Annotated in this window: 11 protein-coding genes; 6 read left to right on the top strand and 5 right to left on the bottom strand. The window is 36.9% G+C overall.

The window, feature by feature from the left end:
* Window positions 1-106: 106 nt before the first annotated feature.
* The 3 genes from J5V48_RS00740 (at window position 107) to J5V48_RS00730 (ending at window position 4,423) form a co-directional block, all read left to right on the top strand.
* Complete coding sequence (locus J5V48_RS00740; RefSeq protein WP_219935931.1) at window positions 107-1,639, top strand: fumarate hydratase; 1,533 nt, start codon at window positions 107-109, stop codon at window positions 1,637-1,639.
* Between the two features lie 164 nt (window positions 1,640-1,803).
* Window positions 1,804-3,048, top strand: a complete 1,245-nt coding sequence (locus tag J5V48_RS00735) for an extracellular solute-binding protein (protein ID WP_219935929.1) — start codon at window positions 1,804-1,806, stop codon at window positions 3,046-3,048.
* Window positions 3,049-3,175: 127 nt separating this feature from the next.
* Window positions 3,176-4,423: an extracellular solute-binding protein gene (locus J5V48_RS00730; RefSeq protein ID WP_219935927.1), complete on the top strand. Its 1,248-nt coding sequence runs from the start codon at window positions 3,176-3,178 to the stop codon at window positions 4,421-4,423.
* 59 nt (window positions 4,424-4,482) lie between these two features.
* On the opposite strand, the gene lon is transcribed toward J5V48_RS00730, so the two are convergent.
* Window positions 4,483-7,011 carry an endopeptidase La gene (gene lon / locus J5V48_RS00725; protein WP_219935925.1) on the bottom strand — a complete coding sequence of 843 codons (2,529 nt, stop codon included), beginning with the start codon at window positions 7,009-7,011 and terminating at the stop codon, window positions 4,483-4,485.
* Window positions 7,012-7,242: 231 nt separating this feature from the next.
* Here lon and J5V48_RS00720 point away from each other — a divergent pair, with 231 nt between their 5' ends.
* From J5V48_RS00720 to J5V48_RS00710, 3 genes are all read left to right on the top strand, one after another.
* Window positions 7,243-8,088, top strand: coding sequence for a protein-ADP-ribose hydrolase (locus J5V48_RS00720; protein ID WP_219935923.1), 846 nt, complete (start codon window positions 7,243-7,245; stop codon window positions 8,086-8,088).
* Between the two features lie 244 nt (window positions 8,089-8,332).
* Window positions 8,333-9,244 (top strand): hypothetical protein, encoded by a 912-nt coding sequence (locus J5V48_RS00715; RefSeq protein ID WP_219935921.1) that lies wholly within the window; start codon window positions 8,333-8,335, stop codon window positions 9,242-9,244.
* 183 nt (window positions 9,245-9,427) lie between these two features.
* On the top strand, window positions 9,428-10,009 hold the full coding sequence (locus tag J5V48_RS00710; protein WP_219935920.1) for a hypothetical protein: 582 nt from the start codon (window positions 9,428-9,430) through the stop codon (window positions 10,007-10,009).
* A gap of 52 nt (window positions 10,010-10,061) precedes the next feature.
* Here J5V48_RS00710 and J5V48_RS00705 read toward each other — a convergent pair whose 3' ends face one another.
* From J5V48_RS00705 to J5V48_RS00690, 4 genes are all read right to left on the bottom strand, one after another.
* Window positions 10,062-11,045, bottom strand: coding sequence for a hypothetical protein (locus tag J5V48_RS00705; protein WP_219935918.1), 984 nt, complete (start codon window positions 11,043-11,045; stop codon window positions 10,062-10,064).
* 110 nt (window positions 11,046-11,155) lie between these two features.
* Complete coding sequence (locus J5V48_RS00700) at window positions 11,156-12,109, bottom strand: ribose-phosphate pyrophosphokinase (protein WP_219935916.1); 954 nt, start codon at window positions 12,107-12,109, stop codon at window positions 11,156-11,158.
* A gap of 203 nt (window positions 12,110-12,312) precedes the next feature.
* Entirely contained in the window at window positions 12,313-13,194 is an 882-nt protein-coding gene (locus tag J5V48_RS00695) for an ABC transporter permease subunit (protein ID WP_219935914.1), read from the bottom strand.
* On the bottom strand, window positions 13,194-14,075 hold the full coding sequence (locus J5V48_RS00690) for an ABC transporter permease subunit (RefSeq protein WP_219936100.1): 882 nt from the start codon (window positions 14,073-14,075) through the stop codon (window positions 13,194-13,196). The genes J5V48_RS00695 and J5V48_RS00690 overlap by 1 nt, the downstream gene beginning before the upstream one ends.
* Window positions 14,076-14,116 lie beyond the last annotated feature (41 nt).

Below are 14,116 nucleotides of genomic sequence, written 5' to 3'. Positions count from 1 at the left end.
ATGTGCTCAAAAACAGTTAAAAATCTATCAATATATTTGAACAAAATCGTTTGCGGTTGTATGATTGTCATATCTTTTTGTTCAATTGTTTTTAAGGAATATCCTAATGACAACTCTGATTAAAACAAAGGATTTTATTGATTCAGTCTGTGATGCGATTCAGTATATTTCCTACTACCATCCAAAAGATTTTCTAAATGCAATGAAGCATGCATATGATATCGAGCAGAACCCATCTGCAAAGAATGCTATTGCTCAGATCCTGGTTAACTCAAAAATGTGTGCTATCGGCCACCGTCCTTTATGTCAGGATACAGGTGCTGTAACATGCTTTGTCAAGATTGGTATGGATGTTCGCTTTGAAGGCGACATGACCATTCAGGAAATGGTTGATGAAGGCACAAGAAGAGCGTATGCCTTTGAGACAAATCCACTTCGTAAGTCTATTCTTACTGATCCACTTGGCAAGAGAATCAATACCAAAGACAACACTCCAACCGTAGTTCACATTGAAATGGTTCATGGTAACAAGGTTGAGGTTGCTATCGCATCCAAGGGTGGCGGCTCTGAGAACAAGACTCACATGCGCATGTTAAATCCATCTGACAGCGTTGTAGATTATGTGTTATCTCAGATCCCTCACATGGGTGCAGGCTGGTGTCCTCCAGGCATCATCGGTATCGGTGTTGGCGGTACTCCTGAAAAATCAGCAATTCTTGCAAAAGAAGCATTAAATGATCCTATCGACATTCAGGAGCTTATTGCTCGTGGTCCTAAGAATGCTGAAGAAGAGTTGCGTTTAGAGCTTTATGACAAGATCAATAAGCTTGGTATCGGTGCTCAGGGCTTAGGTGGTATCACTACTGTTCTTGATGTTAAGGTAAAGACATATCCATGTCATGCCGTATCAAAGGCAACAACAATTATTCCAAACTGCGCTGCAACTCGTCATATCGATTTTGAATTGGACGGTACAGGCCCAGCTCAGTTTGTTCCTCCATCACTTGATGATTATCCAGATATCAAGTTAGATGGTGATCCAACTGCAAATGTTAAGAGAGTAAATCTTGATACCATCACCAAAGAAGAAATCGCAACATGGAAGATGGGTGACACATTATTACTGTCAGGTACTATTCTGACTGGTCGTGATGCTGCTCATAAGAGAGTATGTGATCTTATTGCTGAGGGTAAGCCTCTTCCAGACGGTGTTGATTTTTCAAAGAAGTTTATCTACTACGTAGGCCCTGTTCCTGCTGTAGGTGATGAAGTTGTAGGCCCTGCTGGTCCTACCACATCAACACGTATGGATAAGTTCGTTGAGACAATGCTTTCAAAGACCGGTCTTTACGGTATGATTGGCAAGTCAGAGCGTGGTCTTGAAGCTATTGAGTCAATCAAGAAGCACAAGGCTGCATATCTGATGGCAACCGGCGGTGCTGCATATCTTGTATCAAAGGCAATCAAGTCTGCTAAGGTACTTGCTTTTGAGGATTTAGGCATGGAAGCAATCCGTGAGTATAAGGTTGTTGATATGCCGGTTACTGTTGCTGTTGACTCAGAGGGTAACTCAATTCATCACATCGGACCTAAGATCTGGTCTGACAAGATTAAGGAAATTGATTTTAAATATATTTAGTAATCAGTTTTAACTTTCTTAATCTAAGTAATCGCTAAGTTATTGTAACTTGGCGATTTTTTTTTTTGCGATCTTTGTTGAAATTTACTTATCTTTTTAATTTTATTCTCCTTTTTTTATTCCATAATAATTAAATCATTGTTAACTGATTAAAAGGCATAAGTATGTTTCGCGTTTCCCGTTTTGTATTTGTTTGCTTATGTTTATTTGTAATATTCAGTAAGGCTTTTGCCTTTGAAAAAAAAGTTCTTACTGTTTATGAGGATGCTAATAAGATATCCAGTATAGAGCAGGCAGCAAGAGATTTTTCATCTTTATATGAATGCACTGTTAACATCGAGCCTAAGAGTGTTGAAGAGCAGATGTCTCTTGTTCGCAATGCGCAGGAAAAGAATTATCCTGTACCAGATGTATTTGTTGGTTTAAGTGAGGAGGCTCAGTCTGCAATCAAAGATGGAGTAATACTGCCGCTTGATTTTATGAGTTCAGACAAACAGTTTTATACAAGCAGCTCTTTAACTCCTTTTGAATCAGACTCTGGTATATATGCCTCTCCGCGCAGTGTCGAAACTTCAATTGTCTTTTACAATAAAAAACTTTTACTTAATAAGCCAAAGACAATTAAAGACTATAGAGAGCTTTACACAGAGGATAAGAAAATCTACCCAATCTTAGGCCTTTTAAATAAGTTTTATTATGGTTTTGGATTCCTTAATGCATATGGTGCCTACCTTGTGGATGACAAGAAAAAAGGATCTTATGTAGGTCTAAATAAAAACGATGCTAAGGAAGGTTTTAAGGCATTGATTGAATATACAAAAAAGTATATGCCAGTTGCCGATCTTGATAAGGGACAGCAGTATCTTGACAAGCTCTTTATAAGTGATAAGGCCTTATCAGTCATAAACGGTTCATATGCATATGCTAAATATAAAAAATCAGGCATTGATGTTGGTTGTCAAATGCTACCTGTACTTGATAACTTTCAGAGAATGTCAGCCTTTTACAAGGTAAAAGGTTACATGATCCCTAAAAATGCAAGACAAAAGGATTTGGCTGAGAAATTCATAAGATTCATAAATCAGCCTGACTATGCTTTCAAACGTTATCTTATCAGTGGTGAGGTTGTTCCTTTAAATGAGCTGTTTCTTACATTCACATACCTGAACGATGAGTTCGCCCTTTCTGTCTTAAAACAGTGTGAGCATAGTTATCTTATGCCGGATCAGAACTTCATGGCTGATATCTGGGGGCCTGCAAATGTAGCTTTTGTAAAGTCATTTGAAAACATCGATACATCTGATTCAAATCTTGATGAATGTGTCAATGAAATAGAGCTTATACGCTATGAAAGACATATGAAAGGTGATGAAGCATACAAAAACAAACTAAATAATGCTGATAAATAACAAAAATTGTTAATTTCTTAACAATAATTAACTGCATAAAATGAATTTTTGTCTATAATTCAGATAAATGCACCTATATGCACCTATATGTTGCATATTTAAATTTTACAAATTTATCGAGGATTATATGAGAACATTCTGCAAAACACTTATTGCTCTTGGTATTAGTGTTGCTTTAGGTCAGACAGCTAATGCTGCAGGTGATGTGCTTACCATATGGGAAGACACCAATAAGGCTGTTGGTATTGAACTGGCAGCAAGAGACTTCGCAAAAGAGAACAAAGTAAAGGTTGTTATTGAACAGAAAGATAGTGCATCACATCTAAATGAGCTTGAAAAACTTGTTGAAAACGGAGGTGATGTACCTGATGTTTTCATTGTGATTTCAGATAGAACAGAAGAGGCTGTAAATAAAAACGTTATATCTGATCTGCCATTTATGAAAGCTGATGCTTCAAAATATGCAAAACTTGCAACAGATGTATTCTATATAAATGGAAAATATTATGCGGCTCCTCGTTCAATTGAGACACTTGTTGTTTACTACAACAAGGATCTGCTTGATGTTCCATATGAGACTATAGATGGATACGAGAAAGCTGGTGACAGATTAGCAGCTCAGGGCAAATATGGTCTTGTTGGTAAACTTGATGAACTTTATATTGCATACGGTATGATGTCAGCCTATGGCGCTTATGTTTTCGGTAAAAACGGCGAGGAATACAATAAGTATGATGTAGGTTTTGCATCAGGCAATGCAGATGATGGTCTTACAAATCTTGCTGATTATGTAAGACGCTATATTCCAAAACAGCTTCAGACTCCTGAAGGCTGGGGACTTGTTGACAAGATGTTTATTGAAGGTCAGGCTGCAGCTGTAATCAATGGTCCATGGGCTCTTGATTCATATGCAAAATCTGGTATCAATTATGGTATCGCTCCTTTGCCAAAATTAAAGAACGGTGAATACTTCAGACCATTTTATGGTGTAAAGGGCTATGCTATTGCAAAGAATTCACAGAACAAAGATCTTGCAGCTAAATTCATCGAATTTGCAAACCAGCCAAAATATGCGCTTATCCGTTATTCTGCAATTGCAGAGTTGCCTCCAATCAATGATGTTATTGCAAATCCTTTAATTGCAAATGACGATTTCTCAAATGCTCTTGCAAGCCAGATGCTAAATGCAGATCCTATGCCATATATTGCTGAAACATCACAGATCTGGGGCCCTATGGCTGATGCTATCAAGAGTGTGATTGCAAACAAGCAGAATGCAAAACAAGCTTTGAATGATGCTGTAGTTAAGATTAACAAAGCAATCTCTAATACAGACAATAATCAGGAAGATGCACTGCCAAATGATTCTGAATAAAGTTTTGTAAAAAAGAAAATGGCAGATCAGATGATCTGCCATTGTTTTTGGTAGTAATTTTATTTTTTCAGATCAAAAATTACCTTTGCCACATCCTCATAGGTATCTGCAAAATAGTAATTTACACCTTCTGTTACCTCAACAGGCAGTTCTTTTACATCATCTTCATTTGCTTTTGGACAGATGATATTGAAAATACCCATACGTCTTGCTGCAATGGTCTTTTCCTTTATACCTCCAATAGCAAGTACCTGTCCTGTAAGTGACAGTTCTCCTGTCATTGCATACCCTTTTTTAGGTGCTTTGTTCATAGCAAGTGACAGAAGTGATGATGCTATAGTTACACCGGCTGATGGACCATCTTTTGGTGTTGCACCCTCAGGTACATGAATATGTATTGTTGATTTCTTGAAGAAATCTTTTTTGTCTTTTGCAAATTTTTCAATATGAGATTGAATATAGCTATATGCAATATGAGCTGATTCTTTCATCACATCGCCAAGAGATCCTGTAAGCTCTAAAGCTTTCTGATCAGTATTTACTCTTGATGACTCAATAGGTAGTGTTGCACCGCCTACAGAAGTCCATGCAAGACCAGTGATTACACCTACACCTTCAAGATGCTTTTCTCTCTTGAACGGAGCAGTTCCAAGATAATCAAACAGATCATTTGTTTTGACTGTAACACTCTTGCTTCCCTCCAGGATCTTTACAGCACCTTTTCTGATGATTTTTTCAATAGCTCTTTGAGTTGATCTCATTCCGCTTTCACGGGCATATTCTTCTATGATCTTCTTTAAAACAGCATCAGACATCTTTATCTGAGACTTTGTCAGATGTGCTTTTTCAAGAGCCTTAGGCATCAGATGCTTTTTGGCAATTGCAAGTTTCTCAGAGCCAATATAGCCTGACAGTCTTATTTTATCCATTCTGTCTAAAAGTGCAGATGGAATAGTATCTTCTGTATTTGCTGTACAGATAAACAGACACTTTGACAGATCCAGTCTTTCATCAAGGTAGTTATCCATGAATGTGCTGTTCTGCTCGGGATCAAGTGTTTCAAGTAATGATGAAGCAGGATCGCCATGATATGAATGAGTCAGTTTGTCTATCTCATCTAACATGATCACAGGATTCATTACTTTTGTTTCTCTTAAAGCCTGTACAAATTTGCCTGGCATTGCTCCAATATAGGTTTTTCTGTGTCCCTTGATAACACTGTCATCACCAACACCACCTAAAGACAGACGGTAGAATGGTCTGTTAAGAGCTTTTGCAATGGATTTTCCAATAGAAGTTTTACCAACACCAGGAGGGCCTACAAATAGCAGAATTGAGCCGTTTGTGGTGCCCTTTAATGCACCTATTGCAAGAAACTCAATAATTCTGTCTTTAACATCCTTTAAGCCTTCATGATCTTCATCTAGAACTTCTCTTGCATGTTCAAGATTAAGATTCTCCTTTGCATACTGTCCCCATGGAATGGTACACAGTGTTTCAAGATAGTTTCTGGCAATACCATATTCTGGTGAGTTTGTATCAATGGTATTGAATTTCTTGATTTCATTGTCAAAACGCCTTTTGATTTCAGCCGGTGGATTGAGTTTCTTCATACGGGAGATAAATTCATCACCCTCAGAGAAAGCATCACCTCTTGTGCCAAGCTCTTTTTGAATTTCTTTTATCTGTTCTTTTAAAACAAATTCTTTTTGACGTTTTGTAAGTCTTTCATTTACAGAACTTCTGATAGCATCCTGAAGTTTTGCTGCCTTAAGTTCTTTTTTCAGAATAGACTGAGATTTTTCAAGCTTTGTCAGAACATCGTATGTTTCAAGAATATCCTGAAGGATACTCTGAGTTGTAGATGTAATTGATGCAGCACAGTCGGCAAGCATTGAAGGATCATTTTGATCGAATCTTAAAAGATACTGTCTCATTTCTTCTGAGTACATTGGATTTAATGGCAGTATCTCCTGAAGCAGAGCTACAAGATTCATTGCATATGCTTTTAGCTTGAGTTCATCCTCTGAACCCTGTTCTGGCATAATATTTTCAGGATATCTTATCTTTGCTTTTAGCTCACTGCCAAATTTAACCCATTTTTCGATTTCAACTCTGCAAATACCTTCGCAGACAAAGTGAACCTCACCTGGAATGCTCTTTGCGTGCAGTAATCTTACAAGAGTACCTGTTTTTGGAAATTGATTTTTGCTGATAGTGCCTTTGCTTTCATATTTTTCATCAATAGAAAAAAGAGCAAAGCACTTTGACTGTGTGTCAGCAATTTCTGTTATAAGTTTTTCAAAATTACCCTTTAGCTGAATTGGAGCAATCTGAGATGGCATTACCGGTCTTGAGAAGGTCGGAATAACATTGATTAGTGCAGGTGAAGGTGCAGCAATTTCCATGACGTCATCGCCGTTTTCTTCAGCAGCATCATTTTCTTTTAGGCTTTTTTTCAAATCAGAAAGACGGTTTTTTACACCTTCAAGCTGTTCATCAGATAATAATGATAAAAGCTTGTTTATCTTTTCTACCTGATCTTTTGATAAAACTTCGGATTTTTTTTCTTCTTTATTTTCTGCCATGATAACTGTAGCCTGTATATTCTTGTTTGTCTTTATCTTATATGAGGTCTATGCCTTTATATTTCAAGACGATTATTAAAAAATAAATAAAAAAGATATCTATATTTTTCTAACTTCTTGATCTTTTAGCCTTTAATAAAATTTTCACATATCCAGATCAAAGAATAGACATACAGGAGCTTATAGATATTTTATGAATGATATAATTTTTAAAAAGTCAGGAGAAAGAATATGGATAAGTCAAATCTTGTATCGCGTCTGATTGAGATCTTAGCAGATCATACTCCAATCCTAAAAAAGCAGATTGAGGAGTTTTCTGAGGATTATTCTGTACAGAGAAATCTTCTACGCGGTCTTATGAATATGCATAATATCAAAAATGCACTTTCACCTGAATATTTCAAACTTCAAGATGAGCTTTTACAAGCAGAGTTAAAAGAAAAAACGCTCACACAATTATCAGATCTTCTAGGTGTTCATATAAGTAACAGAATTCATCTTTTCAAAGGTGATATTACCAACCTAAAAGTCGATGCTATTGTAAATGCTGCCAATTCATCATTGCTAGGGTGCTTTCAGGCAGGACACAACTGTATAGACAACTGTATACACTCTTGTTCTGGGCTTCAGTTACGTTATGAGTGCTCTAAGATTGTAAATGAACTTTATCAGGGAAACGCACCTGTAGGCTCTGCAACCTTAACTGATGCTTTTAATCTTCCTTGTAAATATGTGATTCACGTTGTTGGTCCTAATGTAAGTTTTAAAGTACAGAAAAAAGATAATGACGCACTTGCCTTATGTTATACAAATACTCTTGATATAGCCAGAGAAAAGGGGATTAAATCTGTTGCTTTTTGTTGTATTTCTACAGGTTGTTTCGGTTTTCCAAAAGCACAGGCTGCAAGAATTGCTGTTGATACTGTTAAAGAATATCTTGAAAGTAAAAATGCAGACATTGATGTTATTTTCAACGTATTTACAGATAACGATTATTCCATCTATAAAGAGCTTACCGGTAAAAAGCGCGATAACAACAATGATTTAAGGCCTTTTTTTAATCCAAATCTGTTCTGATTCAAAAAAAAGTGATAATTCGTCCATAAAGTCTTTTTACAGCTCCTCCTGGCTTTTTGCCATGTGAGCTGTCAATGAGGCTTATTTAGTTTTCTGAATTTGAGTTTGATATACATAACTTAGCACGAAAAAAACAATGCTGTTTAATACTGTTTTTTGTAAGTTCTAAGTTTTAGCTAATTCAAAGCTAATCTAATGATCTATAATAGCTCCACTTTTTTCTTTACTATCTAAAGGTTATATTATGGAATTCAAGAAAGACGAGCTAAAGTCTCAGGCTTTATCATTAGTTGAAAAAGTAAAGCAGGATAAGAAAGTTGCTATCGGTGTTATTGCAGGTGCAGTCTTATTCGTTTTAGCAATTGTTGTATTCTTAGCATCTGGCCCATCAAAGCCAAAGACACCACAAGAGCAGTTCAGAGCACTTTTATCTCAGGCCGTTAACAACGATTCAAACTTAAACAAGATCTTAAATGGTTTCAAGCTTGATGAAGATAAGCTTGAGATCGTAAGAGATCACTACAAGAAGATGTTTGATGATGAGCTACTTGATTTCTATGTAAAGAAGCTTGATGAGCAGGGCGTTTTCAAAGCAAAGAATCTTGATAAGAAGAGAGCATTTGCGACCGCATTCAAGACAATGAATGATATCGCAGTTGAAGGTATTTTAAAGACTTCAGCACAGGAGCGTGAAGCATTCTTTAACTACAACAAGACTCTTATTACAACTCTTTCACCAAGAACATGCAAGATGTATGTAATCGGAGATCCAAGATTATTTGCAGAAAGAGAAATGCAGACTTCAAGCTCACGCGTATTCAAGAAGATGACCAAAGAGCAGTTAGAAGCTTATCTTGCAGCTCAGAGAGCAGCAGCACACAGCGTAGCTAAGGGCAACATCAATAGCGCAACCTTAACTAAGGAGCAGGCTGAAAAGGCAGGTTCATTATTAGAAAGTGCTAACGAAAAGCAGATGCAGCAGTTACCAGTATTCAAACAGAAGAAGATTGCTAATGCTGCAAGCGATCTGACAAGAGCAATGCCTATGGATGCATGTGACTTTGGTAAGTTTGTTTACAAGTCAGCAGACAGCATCACTGATCCTGCTGATCGTGAGATCGTAATTCTTAATCTTTTAGGTGCTGCTCAGCAGTAATCAAAATAAATTTTCAATACTATAATCGGATAGCGTTTTTGTTATCCGATTTTTTTTATAATTTTAACTGCGTCATGTTTCTTCTTTAAATGTAAATATTCGCTAATCTTTCCATAAGACTGACTTTGTAAACTTTAAATGAAGCTGATATAAATCACGTTTGTTGTAACAAAGGAGTTATCTATGGATACTTATATTTATTCAATAAATCCTAATGAATGTGTTACACGAGAGAAAAGAGATCTGTTAGCAGAAGGTCTGGTCAGACTCTCAAGACAACTTGCTTATTATGAAAAGCTAAAAGAAAAAAGAGAGTTCTGTGAAAAATACAATGCCAACTGGGAGGCCTTTAAGTGTGTACTTGGTTCAATACTTGTAGTACTTGCTGCAAATCTAATAGTTTTTCTGTCAGGCCTGGTACCTGATGAGGTTTTCTCTATAATAGCAAATGCGTCCCTGGTAATAGGTGGTGTTTACTGTGTTGTTGGCGTATATTCAAGCTATTCTCAAATTGAAAAATTCAATTTTATTGCCAATAATTCAAACAGAATTTTAAATTCACATCGCTGTTATACACTTTATAACCATGTTTATTCTTTCTTTGACGATGGAGAGGCAAAAAGTGAAAATGCGCTGTGCTATGCAAATTTCATTAAGTCAGGTAAATGCTCAAGTCTTGAAGAGGCAAAAGAGCATTTAAGATATCTGAATAGAAAGCAGTTCAATGAGAATGATGCTCAGGTAATCTCTGCTACTAGCTGTTAATGGAATAAAGCAAGAAATCAATAAATCAACAAACATATGGTTTAATCGCCGCTTATAAAGTGGCGATTATTTTTTCAAGCTCACTTTGAGCTTGAAGTCGGTCATTTCCTTGTAGATCGTTATAATCAAAATAATATTCGCCAATATTAGCTTTAATTTTTGTGAAATGATGTAGTAGTCTTATACCTGGTTCAAGCTCTTTTATTGTTAAATCAGAAAAGAACTTCATTTCCTTTTCAACAGAGCAAAATGCAAGGTAAATGGCAGTTGCAAGCACTCTTGGCTCTGATGCTTTGCCACTGTGCCATATACGGTGTTTTTCCGTACCAAAATAGGTGCCATCTGGAATAAAGATTGTTCCATCAGTAAGATCTATATCGGTACAGCGCTCACCTTCTCTTAGATATCTTTGAACGACATCCTCTGCTGTTGCAGGTGGCTGACATAGCATTCTCCATCCTGGTGCTAGTGCTTTATATGAAAAATCCTCATATTCTTTTTGAGCACAGATACCTGTGATAATTTTACAAACCTGATATGAGGCCTCTTCATACAGGCTGTCTTTTATCATGCCGTTCAATCCTTGCAATACTGGCAACCTTGATGGGCTAATATATGAATAAATATCAAAATAATCGTCAGCAGCAAGTTTTAGGACCTTTACACTTATATCAAGATCTTTTTCTTTTAAAGCTACATTGAGATTATGAAAATTGAGAGAATAAAACTCGTTTAATTTCTCTTTTTTATTTTCATTTTCAGAATTTGTTTTTATTATTTCCTGTGTTTTCTCAAGAATTTTTAAAGAGCATAGATAGTCTAAACATTCTTTTACTGTATCAGGACTAAGTCTTAGGTTTCTGGCTAGTAAAAACAGATGGTTTCTTGCATTAAATCGCATGTACTTTTCAAGTGAATGCCAGTACAGCATGACTGAGAGAACCAAGGCTACTGCATCATTTGCAACACTCTCTCTGTTAAATACAGTAAGTTCTGAATAGAAAGGAATTCTTGTAAGGCCGTGCTCTTGTTTCATTTTTATATCTTTGAAATAAACCATGCATATTATAGCGTATTGCACAGCATAACATAACCAGTAAAACTAAAAAGGGCGCAATAGTGCGCCCTCTTGATAAAACTATCAGATTATACTGCGTCGTTGAACATTACAGAAATTGATTCATCGTTGTTGATACGACGGATTGCTTCAGCTAAGGTTGGAGCAAGTGAAACGTATCTGAACTTACCTGTAGCCTTGAATTTCTCGGTTGCAGGAATAGAGTTTGTTACAACGATTGTATCAATAACGCTGTTCTTGATATTCTCATAAGCAGCGCCTGATAATACAGGATGAGTACCGTAGGCGATAACCTTCTTGGCACCACGCTCTTTAAGAGCTGCTGCAGCCTTACATAAGGTACCACCAGTATCAATCATATCATCTACGATGATACACTCACGATCCTTAACCTCACCGATTAAGTTCATAACCTCTGATACGTTAGGACGTGGACGACGCTTGTCGATAATAGCGATATCAGCATCGTTCAATAACTTAGAAATAGCACGTGCTCTTACAACACCACCCATATCAGGTGAAACGATGCAAGGATTCTTTAATTCAAGATTCTTCATGTCTTCAACAAAAAGCTTTGAAGAGTAGCAGTTATCTACAGGAACATCAAAGAAGCCCTGGATCTGCTCTGCATGAAGATCAACAGTTAAAACTCTGTCTACGCCAACAGATGATAACAAGTCAGCTACAACCTTTGCAGTAATAGGCACACGAGCAGAACGAACACGTCTGTCCTGTCTTGCATAGCCAAAATATGGAATTACAGCAGTAATACGACCTGCTGATGCACGGCGAAGTGCATCGATCATAACTAATAATTCCATCAGGTTGTTGTTAGTAGGTGCACATGTAGACTGGATAATGAAGGTGTCACAGCCACGAACGCAGTCGTTGATCTGTACATGAACTTCACCGTCTGAGAATGTGTCTACGGTTGCATCTGATAGGGTTGTGTAAAGACATTTTGCAATTTCGTTTGCAAGTTCTGGTGTTGCATTACCAGCAAAGAGTTTTAAATCAGACATAAAAATCTCGATTAGTTAACAAAGAGGATGCGCATATTATATACGAAAATTTTTGAAAATCTAAAAAATGTGACAGAAAAAACACTTTAAACTATAAAAAGGCATAAATAAGCTATCTATATTTTTTCAAAATATAAGAATTTTGTATATAAAAAAGCCTGTATCAGACAAATACTGCTACAGGCTTGATTTTAAAATTTTTATTAAGAAATATGTATTGCAGCTTCTCTTCTTCTTGCTGCAGCAACCAAAGCTGCGTTTCTTGCCTTTCTCTTCTGTTTTCTTACTGTAAGAATCCAGGATACAAAAGCAAACAATGAAACTACAAGAACAATTACTGATGCTAAAGCATTAATCTCAGGTGACAGACCACGTCTTACGCTTGAAAAGATGAGCATTGGAAGTGTTGTTGAGTTTGGACCTGCTACGAAACTTGTAATAACAAGATCATCCATAGACATTGTAAATGACAGTAAGAATGCAGCAACTTCAGCCGGCATGATTGCAGGCAGAATGATTACAAAGAATACCTTCATTGGTCCTGCACCTAGATCCTTTGCCGCCTCTTCAATTGAAATATCAAGTTCAACAAAGCGTGAACGGATCACAACGGTAGCATAGGCTGAACAGAATGTCACATGAGCAATCCAGATGGTGATAAGACCTCTGTCTGAGAATACAGGGATCAGATCTCCTAATGTTACAAACAATAGCAGTAGAGCAAGACCAGAAATAACCTCAGGCAGAATCATAGGTGCTGTCATGAATAGTAAAAATGCGCTTTCACCTGAGAATTTGCGAATTCTAACCATTACAAAGGCAGCAAGAGTACCAATGATAACTGATGCAATAGCACTCAAGAATGCAAGCAGAAGAGATATTCCTACAGCAGTTATGATAGCTGAATTATGGAACAGAGCGTTGTACCACTTTAAAGAAAACTCTGTCCAAACTGTAACCATCTTGGATGCATTGAATGAGTATACAACCAGTGTCATGATTGGCAGATATAAAAATATCAGTGTTAAAGTCAGAATGATGACTCTAGCAAGCAGAGACTTGGTATCTTTCTTAAAATGAAACATTATCTTATATCTCCCTTGCGCTGATTCTTAAAGAACCAGATGATTGGTATTGCCATAACTGTCAGCATAGTAATTGCTACAGCAGAAGCCAGTGGCCAGTCTCTGTTGTTGAAGAATTCCTGCCATAGAATTCTACCGATAAGAATTGAATCTTTACCGCCTAGAAGTTCAGGAATTACGTACTCACCGATTGCAGGAATGAATACAAGCATTGAGCCTGCAATAATACCGCTCTTAGTCTGTGGTACAAGAGCCTGGAAAAATGTCTTTACTGGTTTGCAGCCTAAGTCCTGTGCAGCTTCAATAAGTGAGTAGTCAACCTTCATTAAAGCAGAGAATAAAGGAAGAACCATATATGGAAGATAGCAGTAGACAATACCTATATAAACAGCCAGATCTGTTTGAAGAAGCTGTATTGGAGTGTCAATAACGCCAATTGTCATGAGAATATCGTTGATGATGCCATCACGCTTTAAGATGGTCATCCATGCATAGATTCTTACAACAAATGATGTCCAGCTTGGCATGATTACAAGAATAAACAGAATGTTTCTTGTAGCACTTTTTGCACTTGCAAGAGCCCATGCAATAGGATAGCCGATTACAAGACACAGTATTGTTGAGAATGCTGCAACCTGAATGGATTTGAGATATGATCTCATATAGGTTCCATCAGGATCTGTAAAGATATTTGTATAGTTTTCAAGATGCAGAATAATCTGCATTGCACCTTCTTCAAATGTAATAATTGGAGAATATGGTGGAATCGCAATCTCAGTAACACTAAAAGAGATCTTGAAAATAATTAAAAATGGAATTAGGAAAAACAGAATCATCCATACATAAGGTACGAAGATGATTGCTCTTTCTCTAAAGTTCATCTTTTTGTCTGGAACAAATCTTGGTGGTGGACGATGTCCCT

The sequence above is a fragment of the Succinivibrio faecicola genome (assembly GCF_019448115.1).
Classification (GTDB): domain Bacteria; phylum Pseudomonadota; class Gammaproteobacteria; order Enterobacterales; family Succinivibrionaceae; genus Succinivibrio; species Succinivibrio faecicola.
Note: the sequence above shows the minus strand (reverse complement) of the source record. Positions and strands in the feature narration are given on the sequence as shown.

Excerpts from the sequence above, each read along its gene's own strand:
- J5V48_RS00740 (WP_219935931.1), top strand. The coding sequence starts at position 107 with ATGACAACTCTGATTAAAACAAAGGATTTTATTGATTCAGTCTGTGAT.
- J5V48_RS00735 (WP_219935929.1), top strand. The coding sequence starts at position 1,804 with ATGTTTCGCGTTTCCCGTTTTGTATTTGTTTGCTTATGTTTATTTGTA.
- J5V48_RS00730 (WP_219935927.1), top strand. The coding sequence starts at position 3,176 with ATGAGAACATTCTGCAAAACACTTATTGCTCTTGGTATTAGTGTTGCT.
- lon (WP_219935925.1), bottom strand. The coding sequence starts at position 7,011 with ATGGCAGAAAATAAAGAAGAAAAAAAATCCGAAGTTTTATCAAAAGAT.
- J5V48_RS00720 (WP_219935923.1), top strand. The coding sequence starts at position 7,243 with ATGGATAAGTCAAATCTTGTATCGCGTCTGATTGAGATCTTAGCAGAT.
- J5V48_RS00715 (WP_219935921.1), top strand. The coding sequence starts at position 8,333 with ATGGAATTCAAGAAAGACGAGCTAAAGTCTCAGGCTTTATCATTAGTT.
- J5V48_RS00710 (WP_219935920.1), top strand. The coding sequence starts at position 9,428 with ATGGATACTTATATTTATTCAATAAATCCTAATGAATGTGTTACACGA.
- J5V48_RS00705 (WP_219935918.1), bottom strand. The coding sequence starts at position 11,045 with ATGAAACAAGAGCACGGCCTTACAAGAATTCCTTTCTATTCAGAACTT.
- J5V48_RS00700 (WP_219935916.1), bottom strand. The coding sequence starts at position 12,109 with ATGTCTGATTTAAAACTCTTTGCTGGTAATGCAACACCAGAACTTGCA.
- J5V48_RS00695 (WP_219935914.1), bottom strand. The coding sequence starts at position 13,194 with ATGTTTCATTTTAAGAAAGATACCAAGTCTCTGCTTGCTAGAGTCATC.
- J5V48_RS00690 (WP_219936100.1), bottom strand. The coding sequence starts at position 14,075 with ATGAACTTTAGAGAAAGAGCAATCATCTTCGTACCTTATGTATGGATG.